At 62.7% G+C, this 16535-nt stretch carries 17 protein-coding genes; 7 read left to right on the forward strand and 10 right to left on the reverse strand.

All coding sequences use genetic code 11. The features are described from left to right. Positions 1-203 precede the first annotated feature (203 nt). Positions 204-485 (forward strand): hypothetical protein, encoded by a 282-nt coding sequence (locus NKJ20_RS20340; protein WP_352448400.1) that lies wholly within the window; start codon positions 204-206, stop codon positions 483-485. A gap of 12 nt (positions 486-497) precedes the next feature. Here NKJ20_RS20340 and NKJ20_RS20345 read toward each other — a convergent pair whose 3' ends face one another. Then, a complete protein-coding gene (locus NKJ20_RS20345) occupies positions 498-1478 on the reverse strand; it encodes an AraC family transcriptional regulator (RefSeq protein ID WP_352448399.1) in 981 nt (326 codons plus the stop codon). 91 nt (positions 1479-1569) lie between these two features. On the opposite strand from NKJ20_RS20345, the gene NKJ20_RS20350 reads away from it, so the two are divergent. Continuing rightward, on the forward strand, positions 1570-2793 hold the full coding sequence (locus NKJ20_RS20350; protein WP_352448398.1) for an MFS transporter: 1224 nt from the start codon (positions 1570-1572) through the stop codon (positions 2791-2793). Here NKJ20_RS20350 and NKJ20_RS20355 read toward each other — a convergent pair. Further along, positions 2790-3137, reverse strand: a complete 348-nt coding sequence (locus NKJ20_RS20355) for a GFA family protein (RefSeq protein WP_023675184.1) — start codon at positions 3135-3137, stop codon at positions 2790-2792. The genes NKJ20_RS20350 and NKJ20_RS20355 overlap by 4 nt on opposite strands. Before the next feature lie 120 nt (positions 3138-3257). Here NKJ20_RS20355 and NKJ20_RS20360 point away from each other — a divergent pair, with 120 nt between their 5' ends. Beyond that, positions 3258-4553, forward strand: coding sequence for an amidase (locus NKJ20_RS20360; protein ID WP_352448397.1), 1296 nt, complete (start codon positions 3258-3260; stop codon positions 4551-4553). Between the two features lie 14 nt (positions 4554-4567). On the opposite strand, the gene NKJ20_RS20365 is transcribed toward NKJ20_RS20360, so the two are convergent. From NKJ20_RS20365 to NKJ20_RS20385, 5 genes are read right to left on the reverse strand one after another with little or no spacing between them, the layout of a single operon-like run. Next, positions 4568-4951 carry a DUF6748 domain-containing protein gene (locus tag NKJ20_RS20365; RefSeq protein WP_023675186.1) on the reverse strand — a complete coding sequence of 128 codons (384 nt, stop codon included), beginning with the start codon at positions 4949-4951 and terminating at the stop codon, positions 4568-4570. A 42-nt stretch (positions 4952-4993) separates the two neighbouring features. Next, the gene (locus NKJ20_RS20370; RefSeq protein WP_352746358.1) at positions 4994-5974 is read right to left on the reverse strand and encodes a hydroxyacid dehydrogenase; all 981 of its coding nucleotides are present in this window, start codon (positions 5972-5974) and stop codon (positions 4994-4996) included. A gap of 1 nt (position 5975) precedes the next feature. Then, a complete protein-coding gene (locus tag NKJ20_RS20375; protein ID WP_352448394.1) occupies positions 5976-6692 on the reverse strand; it encodes a FadR/GntR family transcriptional regulator in 717 nt (238 codons plus the stop codon). A gap of 1 nt (position 6693) precedes the next feature. Then, positions 6694-7863, reverse strand: coding sequence for a mandelate racemase/muconate lactonizing enzyme family protein (locus tag NKJ20_RS20380; protein WP_023675189.1), 1170 nt, complete (start codon positions 7861-7863; stop codon positions 6694-6696). A gap of 53 nt (positions 7864-7916) precedes the next feature. Next, positions 7917-8804, reverse strand: coding sequence for a sugar phosphate isomerase/epimerase family protein (locus NKJ20_RS20385; protein ID WP_352448392.1), 888 nt, complete (start codon positions 8802-8804; stop codon positions 7917-7919). 394 nt (positions 8805-9198) lie between these two features. Between NKJ20_RS20385 and NKJ20_RS20390 the strand changes: the two genes are divergently transcribed. From NKJ20_RS20390 to NKJ20_RS20405, 4 genes are all read left to right on the forward strand, one after another. Further along, complete coding sequence (locus NKJ20_RS20390) at positions 9199-10254, forward strand: sugar phosphate isomerase/epimerase family protein (RefSeq protein WP_292661180.1); 1056 nt, start codon at positions 9199-9201, stop codon at positions 10252-10254. Positions 10255-10403: 149 nt separating this feature from the next. Next, complete coding sequence (locus NKJ20_RS20395) at positions 10404-11591, forward strand: Gfo/Idh/MocA family protein (protein WP_352746362.1); 1188 nt, start codon at positions 10404-10406, stop codon at positions 11589-11591. Between the two features lie 27 nt (positions 11592-11618). Then, on the forward strand, positions 11619-12092 hold the full coding sequence (locus tag NKJ20_RS20400) for a DUF4279 domain-containing protein (protein ID WP_352746364.1): 474 nt from the start codon (positions 11619-11621) through the stop codon (positions 12090-12092). A 90-nt stretch (positions 12093-12182) separates the two neighbouring features. Next, positions 12183-13034 (forward strand): sugar phosphate isomerase/epimerase family protein, encoded by an 852-nt coding sequence (locus tag NKJ20_RS20405; RefSeq protein ID WP_352746366.1) that lies wholly within the window; start codon positions 12183-12185, stop codon positions 13032-13034. A gap of 24 nt (positions 13035-13058) precedes the next feature. Here NKJ20_RS20405 and phnE (NKJ20_RS20410) read toward each other — a convergent pair whose 3' ends face one another. The 3 genes from phnE (NKJ20_RS20410) to phnD all read right to left on the reverse strand — a co-directional run bounded on the left by phnE (NKJ20_RS20410) (position 13059) and on the right by phnD (position 16518). Further along, the gene (gene phnE, locus NKJ20_RS20410) at positions 13059-14426 is read right to left on the reverse strand and encodes a phosphonate ABC transporter, permease protein PhnE (RefSeq protein WP_352746368.1); all 1368 of its coding nucleotides are present in this window, start codon (positions 14424-14426) and stop codon (positions 13059-13061) included. A gap of 67 nt (positions 14427-14493) precedes the next feature. Beyond that, entirely contained in the window at positions 14494-15450 is a 957-nt protein-coding gene (phnE, locus tag NKJ20_RS20415; protein ID WP_352746371.1) for a phosphonate ABC transporter, permease protein PhnE, read from the reverse strand. 159 nt (positions 15451-15609) lie between these two features. Next, positions 15610-16518, reverse strand: coding sequence for a phosphonate ABC transporter substrate-binding protein (phnD, locus tag NKJ20_RS20420; protein ID WP_352746373.1), 909 nt, complete (start codon positions 16516-16518; stop codon positions 15610-15612). Between the last annotated feature and the right edge of the window lie 17 nt (positions 16519-16535).

The following is a 16535-nucleotide window of genomic DNA, read 5'->3' on the forward strand; positions in this document are numbered from 1 at the left end:
GAACCGTGCATGCCGCTCTATCCATGTGTTTTAGCCGCATTTGTGCGACGCCACGTGATTCCGCTTGGCTGCGAAATGCTCGAGTCTTCCCGTCATCCCCCGTACGGGGGATGCGGATGCTCCGATTTGTCGAATAGGCTGATCCTTTGGTCCCAAACGGGCTTTGCAAGCCCAATTTGGAGGCCCAAAATGGAGGGTTGGCTATGGGAAATCTGTTCCGCAGTTTTGCGACGATCCTGCTCGTCGCCGGTATGGGATTGTCGGCGGCGCATCTGGGCGAGGCGCAGGCAGCCAAGAAAGTTGTCGCCGGCGCGAAGGTCGACGCCAAGAAGATCAAGGACCTCAACGGCACGGTCAATCTGTCCACCAGCGACTGCAAGCTGTTGTTGAGCGGCACCGTCGTGGAAGTCTCGGATGGCAGGTGCGGGGCCTCCGGCAAATATTGCAAGAGCAGCGCCGGCTCGGCCTGCATCACCGAGCAATAAGCCGGCCAACGTTTAGCCGGCCTGGCGGATCTCCGCCTGTTCCTCGGCCCGGAAATGGCTGGGCGGCGATCCGATGACCCGTTTGAAGGCGCGGCTGAAGGAGGCGTCGGATTCGTAGCCGAGGCGCGCCGCGACGACGGAAATCTTGAGCCGGTCGCGGACCAGCCATTGCCTCGCCTGGTGCATCCGCACCTGCGTGACGTACTTTGCCGGTGTTTCGCCGACAATGGTTGCGAAGCGCTCGGCGAAACCTGATCGCGAGGCACCCATCATCTTCGCCAGAGCCTCCACCGTCCAGTCGCGGTTCGGTTCCAGATGGATCGCGGCCAGCACCCGGCCGATCTCGCGGTCCCTGACCGCCGCAATCCAACCGGAAGAGTCGCCGCAGCCGCGCTCGACCCATGAGCGGATGACGGTCGCGGCGAGCACATCGGCCAGCCGCGCCAGGATGCCGCCAGAGCCGACGCGCTCCATCGTCACCTCGCGGGCCATCGCTTCCAGCAAATGCGGGATACCTGGCTCATAGGCCTCCAACTCATGTGCGCGCATCACGTCCGGCATCATGCCGAGCAAGGGGTGCAAGCCATCGAGATTGAAATACATGCTGCCGAAAAACAGCAAGGTCCCCGGACGGCAGCCGGGCATGCCGTCATTCGACATGCAATAGACACCCTTGCAGATTTCCTCGACATCATAGCCGTGGATCGGCGCCGCCTCGATACCCGGCTCGCTCGCCAGCGTGTGGGCTGAGCCGCGCGGCAACAAGGCAGCGTCGCCCGCCTTGAGCTCGACCCATTCACCGGACGGCTGCAGCAACCAGCAGCCTTGGCGGCCGATGAAATGAAACCGTGCCGCCGCCTGGGCCGGAAAATGGATGCCCCAGGGTTCCTTCATCTCGCAACGGCCGTAATCGACGCCTTCGAGGCGCAATCCGCGCAATATGTCTGTCAGCGGATCACCGGTGATTGGAATTTTGGACGAACGGTCAAGCATAATGGTGTTTCTAGCATGGAAACTCCAGACAGTCACTCCCTATGTTGCATTGCAGCCAAATGCTGCGCTGCAACCAGATCGGAGATCCCTCATGACCGAACCCGCGACAGGCGTCATGGACGCCGTTCTCGACCCATCGGAAACCGGCGAACGATCCGAGCCCGCATGGGGGGCGGTGGTCTCCCTGGCGCTCGGAGTCTTTGGCCTGGTGACCGCGGAATTTCTGCCTGCCAGCCTGCTGACGCCGCTTGCACAGGATCTCGGCATCACCGAAGGCGCCGCCGGGCAGGCGGTAACGGCCACCGCCGTCATTGGCGCGATTGCGGCGCCGACCATGGCTATTGTCACCAAGCGGCTGGACCGCAGGCTGGTCATGTGGGCGCTGACGGTGCTGCTTGTGCTGTCAAACCTGGTGGCCGCGTTTGCGTCCTCGCTTCCCGTTCTTCTGATTGCCCGCATCATGCTCGGGATCAGTCTTGGCGGCTTCTGGTCGATGTCGGCAGCCATGGCGATGCGGCTCGTTCCGATGCGGCTGATGCCGCGTGCCATGTCGATCATTCTCACCGGCGTTTCGGTGGCGACGGTCTGCGCGGCTCCGGTCGGCGCCTATGTCGGCGACATCTGGGGCTGGCGGACGGCGTTCATGATCGCCGCCGTGGTTGGTGCGCTGGCGCTGCTGGTGCAGGTGGCTACCATCCCGAAGCTGCCGCCTGCAGGTACGGCAGGTTTTCGTACGCTGCTGGAGGTGATGAAGCGGCCGATGATCAGGGTGGCGCTGCTGGTGGTGCTGCTGGTCGCCTCGGGACATTTTGCCGGCTTCACCTATGTCCGCCCGTTTCTCGAGAAGGTGCCCGCGCTGGACATCGAGACGATCTCGCTTGTGCTGCTCGCCTACGGCATTGGTGGCTTCTTCGGCAATTTTGCCGGCGGCTTCATTGCCGAACGCAGCCTCAAGGCAGCCGTCAGCCTGGCGCCCCTGCTGATCGCGTTTTCGGCGCTCCTGCTGCTGGTGGTCGGAGGTTCACCCGTCGTGGCTGCAATAGCAGTGGCCAGCTGGGGCTTTGCCTTCGGCGCCGTCCCAGTCGGGCTGCAGACCTGGCTGGTGCGGGCCGCCCCCGATCAGGCGGAAAGCGCCGGTGGGCTCATGGTTATGACGTTCCAGGTCGCCATCGCGTTGGGCGCCGTCTTCGGCGGCCTGCTGGTCGACAATACCGGCGTTGCCACCGCCTTCGCCTATTGCGCGGCGGCGACGTTGCTTGCGGCACTGGCGGCGTTCTTCCTTGGCCCCAAGCCGATCGACGACCCCAAGGCCTAAACGGAACGGCCGTCGAAGTCGAAGACCGGCACGGCGGCGACGTCCAACGCCTCGATGCAATTGATATTGATATAGGCACTTCGCCCGCTCCCTTCGCCGACATCCTCGGCGAAGGGGTGAATGCCGCAGCTGCGGCAGAAGCGGTGGGCGATGACATGGTTGCCGAAGCTGTAGCGGCCGAGATCATCGCCCCAGGCAAGCACCCGCATGCTCTCATGCGGAACTGCCCATAGCAGTGCACCCTTGCGCGAGCAGATCGAGCAATTGCACCGAACGGCTCCGGTCAGCTCGCCTTCGACCTCGAACGCGACCTTGCCGCAGTGGCAGCTGCCTTGGTAGAGCATCGGGCCTTCCTCCTTCGGTTCGACAGGTGCAAATCCGACCGTGCCGGGCTATGTCTCCTGCGGCCAGTTTCTGGCTACTACCTTAAGACGTTGCAAGCGCGCGGAGTCCGACACCGAAAAATGCAATCAGCCCGCGATCACCTCGAAGCAATTCTTTCGCCTCTTGCCGCTCGCGTCGACGATGAGAGGGTTTTCGTAAAGCTCTACCCGGAAGCCGCACGGGCGGCGGCGGACGCCACCGATGCGCGGCGAAAAGCCGGCGTCACGCTCGGGCCGCTCGATGGGGCGATCGTCTCGATCAAGGATCTGTTCGATGTCGCCGGCGAGCCGACCACGGCGGGCTCTCTGCTGCTCGCCAACGCAGCGCCGGCGCTGCGGGATGCCATTGTCGTGCAACAGTTGCGCCAGGCCGGCGCAATCATCCTCGGCAAGACCAACATGACCGAGTTCGCCTTTACTGCGATCGGCGTCAATCCACATTATGGCACGCCCGGCAATGCTAGCGATGCCAGCCGTATTCCGGGCGGCTCCTCCTCAGGCGCCGGCGTTTCGGTGGGCGAAGGCACCAGCGAAATCTCCATCGGTTCCGATACCGGTGGTTCGGTGCGCATTCCGGCATCGCTGAATGGCGTCGTCGGTTTCAAGCCGACTGCGCGGCGCGTGCCGCTTGCGGGTGCGTTTCCGCTGTCAGCCACGCTGGACTCGATCGGTCCGCTGGCCCGCACCGTCGCCGAATGTGCGGCGGCCGATGCAGTGATGTCGGGCGAAAACCTGGCGGCACTGTTGCCGCTGCCGCTGGACGGCCTGCGCATCGGTATTGCGCGCGGCGTGCTGTTCGATGATACGCAGGAAGAGGTCGCGACGACGTTCGACCGGTGTCTGCGCAAGATAGAGCTTAGCGGCGCACGGCTTGTGGAGCTGTCGATCGACGACCTGCTTGCCGATCTGCGCGTGGCAACCCAACGCGCGTCGATCGCGGCGATGGAAGGGGCGGAGATCCATGCCGACTGGCTGGCGACGGGAGCGACGAGGCCGGTCGACCCGCGGGTAAGCGGGCCATTGTCGCGCGCCGCCGCCATTCCGGCCACGGTCTATATCAGGGCAATGCGCCGCCGCACGGCGCTGGCCGCCGCGATGGATGACCGGCTGGCGTCGGTCGACGTGCTGGCCCTGCCGACCACACCGGTGACGGCGCCGACGATCGTGTCGATGACCAGCGACGAGGCTCTGTGCAACAGGACGGAAGGCCTTCTGCTGCGCAACACGCAGGTCGCCAACCAGTTCGATCTATCAGCCATCTCGCTGCCGATGCCGGGAATGACGCGTCCGGCCGGGCTGATGCTGGTGGCGCGCAATGGCCATGACCACCACCTACTGCGCATCGCAGCCGGCGTGGAGGGGCTGCTTGCAAATTGATCGGATAGCGCGTGTCAGCGCGACGAGCAGTGGCCGCGTTCGCTGTCCTTGGCGGCGCGTTCGATGCTGGTGGCGACCAGCCAAGGCAGGGTGTACCGCTTGCCGTTGAAGGTCCGGGTGCGGTTCTCGATCGAGCCGACAACAACGACCTTGCCGGCATAGAGCTTGTCTGAAAGATCGAGCGCCTTGTCTTGCTGCGGCAGGCGATCGATGTCGATTGAAACGCCTTTGATGAGCTTCCCAGCAGCGAGGTCGAGTGCGCTGTTCGATGGACAGGGTGCCGCCACGCAGCGTATGCCGTTGTCGCAGAACACGTAGCTACCCTGTCCGTTGGCGAAGGCTTGCGCCGTCGCCACGCAGAAGCCGGCGGTCAGTAGGAATTTTGTGACGCTTGCCATGCTGGCACCATCGCCGGCGAATTCGGGAAAATTGGGGCGCTTTCAGAAATCGGCAGGGAACCGCCGCCGGTAGTGCTCGACCACTTCGGGGTTGCGCAGATTGACCGGCAATCTGTTGGCCAGCACCAGCAAGGCTTCGCCAGCCGCGCCGACGCCCATGCGCATCATCGACTGCTCGGTAATCCCAGCCATGTGCGGGGTGACGATGACGTTGTCGAAGCCGAAATAAGGATGGTTGGGCGGTAGCGGTTGTGTAGCAAAAACATCGAGCGCAGCGCCGCCGATGCGGCCCTTCTTCAAGGCCTCGATCAGCGCGTCGTCATCGATCACCGGCCCGCGCGAAACATTGATCAGCAGCGCATCCGGCTTCATCCGCTCAATGCGCTCGCGGCTGATCAGCCCCCGTGTTTCGGGCGTCAGCGGGCAGCACAGAACGATGATGTCGCTCTGCTCGATGAGTGCATCGATCGACAGGAAGCCGACCCTGTCCGGCGCCGGCCGCATGCCGCGCGTCGTCGCCACCACATTCAGATCGAACCCATGGGCGGCGATGTGGCCAACCGCCTGACCGATCGCGCCGAGGCCGACAATGCCGATCGTCTTGCCCGCTAGCTCGCTGGCCACCACCGTGTGTTCGCGGCCCGCCAGCCAGCCCTTCGCACGCAAGTCGCGGTCCAACACACGGAAGCGCCTAAGCAGCGCCAGCGCCGCGAACATCACATATTCGGCGACAGATCGCGCGTTCACCCCCGGCACATTCGCCACCAGCACGCCGGCCGCATTGGCCGCTTCCATCGGTACCATGTCCAGCCCGGCGCCGTGGCGGATCGCGGCCCTGAGCTTCTTCGCGCCTTCGAAAAGCGCCGCAGGCAAGGGAGCGCGAACGATGATGACATCGGCGTTCCTCGCCTCGGCGGCCAGCGTGGCCGCATCGAGGGCGGAAGCAACGACGAGTTCGCCGGCCCCGGTCAGCATGGAAGCGGCACGAGGGTGCAGTCTGTGTGTTGACAGGATCTTGGGCATTTCAGGCCTTTTCGAGCGCAGGGCTTTCCGGTTCCGCCCCACGCCCCTCGATCAGCCCCTTCCAGTAGCTTTCCGCGCCTTGCAGGTGGGCGCTCATCAGCGCCTGGGCGAGATTGCCATCGCGGCGCAGCAGCGCCTCGTAAATCTGGATATGCTCGGCATGGGAGCGCACGCTGCGTTCGGGATCGTTGAAATAGATCGGCAGGCGCAGTTCACCCATCATGTAGTAGACGCTGCAGATATTGTGGAAGACGCTGTTCTTGGTCGCCCGCACGATCTCGAGGTGGAACTCGCGGTCTTCCCGGGCAAGCCCTTCACCGGCGGCGATGCGATCCTCGGAGGCCTTCAGGATCTCGCGCAGCCGCTCGAAATTCTCCTCGGTGGCGCGTGAACAGGCAAGTTCGGCGGCCTTGATCTCGTGGATCTTGCGCAACTCGACCGTCTCGTAGATCTGGACGGGATCGAGCGGCAGGCCGGCGCGGGCGAACAGCGCCATCGCCTCGACGCTCGCCTGCTTCGTATCGATGTAGATGCCGGATTTCGCCCGTCGCTCGACGATGCGCATGGCCTCGAGAATGGCCAGCGCCTCGCGGATCTGGCCGCGGCTGACGCCGAAATGCTCTGCCAGTTCGCGCTCCGACGGCGTGCGGCCCGTCTCCTTGTCCGAATGGGAGAACAGATAGGCGGCGAGTTCCGCGAGAAGGTTCTTTTCTTTCATGTCAGCCGTGTTGCGCGTGCGCCTCCAGGAACCGCTCCGAAATGGTGAATCCCAGCCCGGGTCTATCAGGGATCGCTACCATACCGTCCTTTGCTTCGACAGTCTCTTCGATCAGATCGTGGATCATCGGGTTGGCGCCGAGCGAATATTCGACGGTGAAGCTCGCCGGTGAAGCAGCGCAGACATGCAGCCCGGCAAAGAAGCAGGGCGCGCCGGCCCAAAGATGCGGCGCAAAGCGCAGATTGAAGGCGCTGGCGATGGTGCCGATCTTCATCGCCTCGCTGATGCCACCGCAAAAGGCCGGATCCGGCTGGAATATATCGGCGGATTTGAGCACGGCGAGGTCGCGGAAGGCATAGCGCGTCGCCTCACTTTCGCCGGTGGCGATCGGGATCGAACCGCAGGCGCGCACCTCGGCCATGCCGGGCTTGTCGTCGGCGATCACCGGCTCCTCGAACCAGGCGAGATCGAGGTCGCCGGCGAGATGGATAAAGCGCTTGGCTTCGGCCACCGTGTAGGTGCCGTGCGCGTCGACCATCAGGTCGATATCGGGACCGAGCGCCTGTCTGGCGGCACGGACGCGAGCGGCCGAGATATGTGGGGCGCCGTCCATGGCGCCGACGCGCATCTTCAGCGCCTTGAAACCGCCCTTGGTGATGTAGGACTGCAGCTGGTCGCCGATGGCTTCCGCAGTAGCCCAGCCGCCGGAAGCATAGGCCGGCATGCGGTCCAGCTTGCGGCCGCCGAGCAGCCGCCAGACCGGAACGCCGAGCGATTTGCCAAGAATGTCCCACAATGCGATGTCGACGGCGCTGATAGCGGCGATGCTCATGCCGCGTCGTGCCAATTGCGGCATGGCGTGGCCAGCGCGAGCGGCGCTGTCGTGGCGCGTGCCATTATAGAGCATCTCCCATATGACGCCGATGTCAGCCGGGTCGCGGCCGACCAGCTGCGGGCCGACCTCGTAGTTCAGCAAATGGACAAGGGCGCCGTAGCTGCCGGCGCTGCCGGCGGCATTCTTGCCCTCGCCCCAGCCGACCAGCCCGTCGTCGGTCTCGATGCGCAGGATGGCGGCGTCGAACGTCGCCACCTGACCGAAGTCGCTGCGGTGCTGCTTCGCGGCTTCGATCGGTATGCGGACCCACCAGGCTTGGACCGTCTTGATGCGCATGTTCATCCTCGGCCCGGCCGCGGTGAGGCGGAAGGGCTTTCCAAACGGCTCGGCTACTTGATCAGCGGCAGCAGCGTTTCCGCGTTGATGCGCATCTGGTCGGTGTAGAATTTCTCCGTGAGCACGCTGGAGCCGTGGTCCTGAATGAATTTCAGCTGCTCCGGCGAGATGTCGACGGGGTTGCGTTCGACCATGTCGGGATAGGGGGCAGCCGGCGTGCGGTCGACGGGGGCGACGAATTCATTGGTCAGCGCGCCGTCATAGCCGATCTCCTTCAGCGTGCCGACGATCTTCGGCCAGTCGATCTGCCCGAGGCCGGCGGCGAAGCGGTTGTTGTCGGCGACATGGAAATCGTACAGGCGCTTGCCGACCTGCCGGATGGCGTCATAGACGTTAAATTCTTCCATGTGGATGTGGTAGGCGTCGAGGCAGACGCCGCATTCGGGGCTGACCGCATCGGCCAGCGCCAGTGCCTGGGCGCCGCGGTTGAACAGATAGGTCTCGAAGCGGTTGAGCGGCTCGACCGCGATCTTTACGCCGACCTTCTTGGCGTGGGTGAAGCATTCCCGGGTGGCGTCGACCACCCATTTCCACTCCTCTTCCTCGGTGCCGTCCGGCACCACCTTGCCGACGGTGGCGGGAACCAGCGTGATGATCTCGCCATCAAGTTCGCTGACCATGGTCAGCACGTCCTTGACATACTGCACCGAGCGCTCGCGCTGGCCCTGGTCCTTGGCGGCGAGATTGCGCTCGCCCAGCATCAGCGTCACCGCTCCCCAGCAGCGAATGCCGTACTCGTTCAACAGTGCGCGCGTCTCCTTGGGCTTGTACTGATCGGGTTCGCCGGAGATCTCGATCGACTCGTAGCCGAATTTCTTGATGCGCTTGAGCGTCGTTTCCAGCGGCTCCGCCCGCATCCAATTGTGCGTCGAAAGATGCATGGTCTATCCTTCCCAGAATCGCCTGTACCAGTTCGCCTGCGGCGCACTCTGCCGAAGCGTGCCGCATGATTCCTCCCCAAGGCGTCCCAGCATTTTTTGGCAAACTGGTTCGACCAATTGGGCCTGATGGGAGGTCTACAGTAATTTTATCTGGACGGCAAGAACTGCTATCATCAAGCGTTGGGTTCCTAGCTAGACCATTGATTATGCTTAAACATGTGGCCTAACTCGGCATGGTTGCAGGACCGTCGCAGCGCGTCAAATGGCTTGACCAGATTTCGGCATTTGGTAATACCAGAATAGCAGCGCTGAGCGCGCTGTGCAAAGAGACCAAAGACGCTGGCCCTGTTTTCAATCGGCGCTATGCTTGGTCGTGAAACATAGGGAGATGCCGATGCCGACGACGATGAAGGGGCCTGGTCTGTTCCTGGCGCAGTTTGCGGGCGACGCCGCGCCGTTCAATTCGCTGGCCTCGATCACCAAATGGGCGGCTGGTCTGGGCTACAAGGGCGTGCAGATCCCGACATGGGACGCCCGATTGTTCGATCTCGAGAAGGCAGCCTCCTCCAAGGCCTATTGCGACGAGGTGAAGGGCATCTGCGCCGATGCCGGCGTCGAAATCACCGAACTGTCGACGCATCTGCAGGGGCAACTGGTGGCGGTGCATCCCGCCTATGACGCGCAGTTCGACGGCTTTGCGCCGGCTGCGGTGCACAACAATCCAAAAGCCAGGCAGCAATGGGCGGTCGAACAGATGAAGTTCGCCGCCAAGGCGTCGAAGAATCTCGGGCTCAAGGCGTCGGTGTCGTTTTGCGGCGCGTTGGCCTTCCCATACCTCTACCCATGGCCGCAGCGGCCGGCGGGACTGATCGAGGAAGCATTTGCTGAGCTGGGCAAGCGCTGGAAGCCGATCCTCGACGTCTATGACGAGAACGGCGTCGATGTCGGCTACGAAATCCATCCAGGCGAGGACGTGTTCGACGGCGCGACATTCGAGATGTTCCTCGATGCGGTCGGCGGCCACAAGCGCTGCAACATCAACTACGACCCGTCGCACTTCCTGCTGCAGCAGCTCGATTATCTCGAATTCATCGACATCTACCACGAGCGGATCAAGGCGTTCCACGTCAAGGACGCCGAATTCAATCCGACCGGGCGGCAAGGCGTCTATTCCGGCTACCAGAGCTGGACCAACCGCGCCGGGCGTTTCCGCTCGCTCGGCGACGGGCAGGTGGATTTCGGCGGCATCTTCTCCAAGCTCACCCAATACAATTACGATTCATGGGCGGTGCTGGAATGGGAATGCTGCCTCAAGCACCCGGAGGATGGTGCTGCCGAAGGCGCCCCCTTCATCCAGCACCACATCATCAGGGTGACGGAAAAAGCATTCGACGATTTCGCCGGCGGCACGACCGATAAAAAGGTGCTGCGCGGCATGATGGGGATCTAGCACAGATATCCCTCCCGAGGGGAGGGTGGCCCGGAGGGCCGGGTGGGGTCGGTCCATGCCGAGCTTCATGCCCGGCGACCCCACCCCGCGCTGCGCGTCGACCCTCCCCTCAAGGGGGAGGGGTATCTCAGATAACGAGGGAGAAAGTCATGGTTGGCGCATCGAAGACGGAAACGGGAGGCGGTCCGATCCGCTACGGCATGGTTGGCGGCGGACAAGGCGCCTTTATCGGCGCGGTGCATCGCATCGCGGCGCGCATTGATAACGAGTTCGTGCTGGTTGCCGGCGCCTTGTCGTCGAATCCGGAGCGCGCCAAGGCCTCGGCGGCCGAGCTTGGGCTCGATCCGGCGCGCAGCTACGGCTCCTATGCCGAGATGGCCAAGGCCGAGGCCGAGCGGCCGGACGGCATCGAGGCGGTGGCCATCGTCACGCCGAACAATGTGCACGTGCCGGCAGCCAAGGCTTTTCTCGAGGCCGGCATCCATGTCATCTGCGACAAGCCGCTGGCGACGTCGCTGGCCGAGGCGAAGAGGTTGGCCGCGCTGGTCGAGAAGACCGGCAAAGTTTTTGTGCTGACGCACAACTACACCGCCTATCCGATGGTGCGGCAGGCACGCGAGATGGTGGCCAAGGGGCAGCTCGGCGACGTCCGCATCGTGCAGTCGGAATATCCGCAGGACTGGCTGACCGAAGACCTGGCCGCCACCGGCCAGAAGCAGGCAGCGTGGCGCTCAGACCCCAAGCAGGCGGGTGCGGGCGGTGCGCTGGGCGATATCGGCACGCATGCCTACAACCTGGCCCGTTTCGTCTCCGGATTGGAGCTCGATTCGCTGGCGGCCGATCTCGACGCCTTCGTGCCGGGGCGGCTGCTCGACGACAACATCAATGTGCTGCTGCGCTTCAAGCCGGTCGGCAAATCGCACCCGGCCAAGGGCATGATCTGGGCAAGCCAGGTGGCGCCCGGCCATGAGAACGGGCTGAAATTGCGCATCTACGGCTCGAAGGGCGGGCTCGAATGGGTGCAGGCCGACCCGAACTATCTCTGGTACACGCCGTTCGGCCAGCCGAAGCAATTGATCACCCGCAATGGCGCCGGCGCGCTGCCCGTCGCCAGTCGCGTCAGCCGCGTTCCGCCAGGCCATCCGGAAGGCTATCTCGAAGGCTTCGCCAACATCTACCAGGAGGCAGCGCGGGCCATTCGCGCGGCACGGAGGAAGGGCGGCAAGCCGGCTAAGGATGTCGTCTTCCCGACCGTGCAGGACGGCGTCGAGGGAATGGCTTTCATCGAGGCCTGCGTGAAGTCGTCAAAGAAGAACGGGGCTTGGACGAAGCTCTGAAAACGTCACCATAGAACGGACTGCTGAATGTCTTCACCACCCGAAACCGATCGACAATACGCATACTTTCGCGCAATCGGCGAAGATGACCCTGCAGAGATCACAAGTCTGCTTGGGTTTGAGCCTAACCGATGCTGGCGGGTTGGTGACGTTTTCGAACGACGCGGGCATACCTTTCGTCGCAGATCATTGTCTTGGAAACTTGATAGCCGTTTGGACGACACTGAAGCACTTGATCTTCATATCGACGCTCTGCTGGCAAGGCTGAGTCCACGCAGAGACGAACTTCTGAAAATACGCGTGAAGTTCAAAACGCAAATTGTTTGCGTGGGTCATTCATATCAAAGCTTCAGTTGGGAGCTCGACTTCGATGCGCAACGGAGCGCCACGGCACTCGGGATCGGGTTTTATATTGATGCCTATAGTTTCGGCGATCACCACGAGGAAATGGTCGCATTGAGAGAGCAGTTGGGGGTGCGCGCCGAGGGTGAGACAACATGATGGCGGTGTCGAGAGCGTCGCTTTCATCATAGCTCGCGTGACGTCGCGGAAGAACGGAATCTGGGAGGATCAAAGAGGGAGGGGGCGTCGATGAAGATCGGCATGTGCATGCTGTTGTGGACGACGGCCGTCTCGAAAAAACACGAGCCGTTGTTGAGGGATATCAAGGCGACCGGCTTCGACGGCGTCGAAATACCGGTCTTCTCCGGCACGCCGGACAACTACAGGAAACTCGGCGAGCTGCTCGACCGTATCGGGCTGCAACGCACCGCCGTCTCGGCGATGGGCGATCCGGCGATGAACCTGATCTCGCCGGATGCCTCGACGCGCAAGGCCGGTATCGACTACATGAAATCGGCGATCGACTGCGCTCAGGCGCTTGGCGCGAAAACGTTGAGCGGCCCGCTCCATTCGACACTCGGGGCCTTCTCCGGCAGCGGGCCGACGGCGACCGAGAAAAGACGTTCGATCGCTTCGCAGCGCGCCATCGGTGACCATGCCGGCAACAAGGGTGTCACCGTCGGGCTGGAGGCGCTCAACCGCTTCGAATGCTATCTGCTCAACACGATGGACGATTTGTCGGCGCATATCGACGCGATCGACCGGCCGCACATCAAGGCGATGTACGACACGTTCCATGCCAACATCGAAGAGGCTGACCCGATCGGGGCCTATACGCGCAACCGCAAGAACATCGTCCATATCCACATTTCGGAGAACGATCGCGGCGTGCCGGGCCGCGGCCACGTCCCTTGGAAAGAGACGTTCTCTGCCATCCGCAAGAGCGGTTATGACGATTGGCTGACGATCGAGGCGTTCGGCCGCTCGCTGAAGGATCTGGCCGCGGCCACCAAGGTGTGGCGCGACTTTTCCGAAGGCCCGGAAGCCGTCTACCGCGACGGCTACAAGCATATCAGGAATGGATGGAGGAAGGCGCCCTAACCGCACGCCTGCGCAACGCCCCCGTCAGCCCCGGCTGGCCTGGATCCTGTTGTAGTCGTGGATCGTCCTGCTCAGCCGGCGGCGCAGGAAATTGGAAATGTTGTCGAAGATGAAAACGACGAGCAGGACCAAGAGCACCATGTAGAAGACATTGGCCCAGTTGGAATTGGTGCGCATGGCCTCCCAGAGCTTCAGGCCGATGCCACCGGCACCGACGGCGCCGATGATCGTCGCGCCCCTGGTGTTGGATTCCCACTGATAGAGTGTCTGGCTGATGAAGACCGGGATCACTTCCGGCAGCACGCCATAGCGCTGCACCAGCAAGCCGTTGGCGCCGGTCGACTGGATGCCCTCGCGTGGCTTGTCGTCGATGTTCTCGAGGCCCTCCGAATAGACTTTGCCCAGCGTGCCGATCTCGGTGAAGAAAATCGCGGCGCTGCCGGCAAGCGGGCCCGGGCCGAAGGCGCGGGTGAAGAACAGCGCCCAGATCAGCATGTCGACCGAACGCATGAAATCGAAGAACCGCTTTAGCACCTGGCTAAGCAGGCCGCTCGGGGTGATGTTGCGGGCGGCGAAGAAGGCGAGCGGGAAGGCAACGATGCCGCCGAGCAAGGTGCCGAGAAACGCCATGGCGATGGTCTGGAACAGCTTCGTCCAGACGTCGCCATGCTGCCATTGGGCGTTGTTCCAGATATTGTCGGCGGCCAGCGCAATGTTTGATGTGCCCGGCTTGAGCTGGGGTCCGGACATCAGCAACGAGACCACCTCGCCGGGCGACTTGCCGAAGAAGGGCGAGCGTGTGTCGAAGACGAAATTCGCCCAGCCGAGGAAACGTTTGCGGACCTTGACGCGATCGACGGTTATGCGGACCTCGCCGGCAAAGCCCATCCTGGCGACGATCTCATCGTCATGCGCGGTGATCCACTCCGGCACCGGGCCGGATATTACCGGTTTGCCGCTGGCCAAGGACACCGGCACCGTCTGGCCATTGGCGACCAGCGTCGCCTCGGTCTTGTCGAAGATGACCGATTTGGCCCGGCCGTCGATCAGGATGGTGTAGGAGCCGTTGGCGTTGGTGATGACCCAATCGGGATGCGGATCTTCGCCGAGCGCCGAAAAACGCGGGTATCTGGGTGTGATCTGAGGCTGGTCGAGACGGAATTCCGGCTGCAGATCGTAGCTGATCCATTGCGTCAGGAAGAGCGGCAGGCGCTCCCAGTGCGATTCCCTCAGCACTTGCGGCAGGCTGAAGAACCACAAGGCGTAGAGGAGATAGAGTAGGATGCCGGTGAACAGGACCAGCGGGCCGAAGCGTTTGTACAAGGGCCGCCGGAACACTTGGGGAAAGCGCTCCTCGATCGACCGCATCTCATCGGCGGTCATTGCGGCCATGGGCAGTCTTCTTGTTGATTTGCCATGATCTTTTCCAAAAACCGGAATCCACTTTTTGGGATCATGGTCAGGCACCCATCATGAATGCCTGCTCGCCGACGAGCTTGCGGCGTAGCCAGGCGGAAAACTGGTCGACGAGGAAGATCGTCGTGAACAGCAGCAGCACCAATGCCAGCGTCTTGGCGCCGAAGCCGCGCGAGATGGAGAGCTTCAGTTCCTCGCCGATGCCGCCACCGCCGACCGCGCCGATAATGGTCGAGATACGCACATTGATCTCGATCCTGAGCAGCGTGTAGGACATGAAATTGGGCAGCACTTGCGGCAGGCCGGCAAAGCGCACGCGCTCGAACCAGTTGGCGCCGACCGCGCGCAGGCCTTCTTCGGCGCGCATGTCGATGTTTTCGTTGATCTCGTAGAAGAGCTTGCCGAGAGCGCCGATGGAATGCAGGCCGATGGCGATGATGGCTGCGACCGGGCCGGTCGAGAGGATGGCTGCGAACAGGCCGGCAATGACGATCTCGGGGAAGGCGCGAAGCAGTTCCATGAAGCGCTTGACGACGAGCCTGAGCACCGGACTGGGCGTCAAGTTGCGCGCGGCGATGAAGGAAAAGGGCACCGCAAAGACAAAGCCGATGAAAGTGGAAACCAGCGCCACGTTAAGCGTGGTGAGCATCAGCTCGAAATATTCGGGTAGATAAAAGCCGCCCCAGAGATAGACGCGGCCAAGCGGGAAGTTGAACTCTTGGCTGCCCTTGTCGTGCGGCGATGCGATGTCGAACAGCGCCCGCCAGACGTCGTTCCAGTCCTTGGGAACAAGCCAACTAAGGAAATCCAGTATGTGCGGCAGCCGATCGAAGAAATGTCCGGCATTGGCCTCGTCGGCGAACCACATGGCTGTGCACATGGCGACAAGCAGTGAGCCGATGCCGAGCGCCGTGTAGAACCGGCGCAAGGACGTCTGGCGTCGCCAGGCGTCTGCTGCCTGCCAGACCGCGTCTGAACGAATTGTAGCGGCGAAGGTCATACGGGGTCACGAGCGGACACGCAAAAAGGGCGGCGACCGCATCGGCCCGAAAGTCGACTTTCGGAAAGCACGATGCGGCATCTAAGTGTTAGAGCGTACTTTGTGCGTCCAAGTGGACGCACGTCGCTCTAATGGACGCCGCCCTTTCCGCAATTGTCGTCAGCCGCCGATCGCGGCTTTGCGGGCTTCGACGATGACGCTGTAGAAGTCCGGCTTCACCGGAACATAGCCGGTGAAATCGCCCCCTTCGATGGCCTCGAAGCAAGGCTTGTCCTTGGCCGGCAGGCTGGTGAAGAAGTTGGCGAGCTTGGCGCTCATATCGCCGCCGAGTGCGGTGCGCACGACCAGCGGGCCGTTCGGGATCAAGCCGGAGCGCCAGACTTCGACGAAATCGTTGGGGTCCACGGCGCCCTTGGCGACTTCCTTGTGGAAGGTGCCGGAGGTGTAGCCGTTCTTGAAGTCGCCGATGCCAGAGGAATCGTCAACCGCAACATCGACCTTGCCGTCGCGAACGGCGAGGAGGTTGTTCTCGTGGCCACCATTGAACTGTGTCGAGGCGAAGAAGGTTTCGTTCGAAGCGCCGGTGTCTTTCGGGATCTGGGTCAGCGGGATCAGGTAGCCGGAGGTCGAATCCGGGTCGGCATAGCCGAGCTTCTTGCCCTTGGCCGACTTGATGTCGGTGATGCCGGACGACTTCAGCGCAAGGCCGATCGAATAATAGCCGGTCGCGCCGTCGGTCTGCTGGGTGGTGAGGATCGGGGTCACGGCGGTCGGATCCTTGAGGTAGACGCTGGCATAGCCCGACGCGCCAAGCTCTGCGAAATCGAGCGTGCCGCCGAGCAGGCCCTGGATAACGCCGTCATAGTCGGCGGCCGGGAACAGCGAGACCTTCTCGAAGCCGAATTCGGACTTCATGTGATCGGCGAGGCACTGAAAGTTGCGCAGCCGGTCCGCTTCGTTTTCACCGCCAAGGATGCCGATGCGGAATTCCTTGATATCCTGGGCGTGAGCGGCGCTTGCCGCGATGGCGAGCAATGAAACGGCGCCAAAAACCATCTTCCTGAACATTATCTCTCTCCTGTTGG

Origin of the sequence: Mesorhizobium sp. M0185, from assembly GCF_040322175.1 — a bacterium.
Lineage (GTDB): Bacteria > Pseudomonadota > Alphaproteobacteria > Rhizobiales > Rhizobiaceae > Mesorhizobium.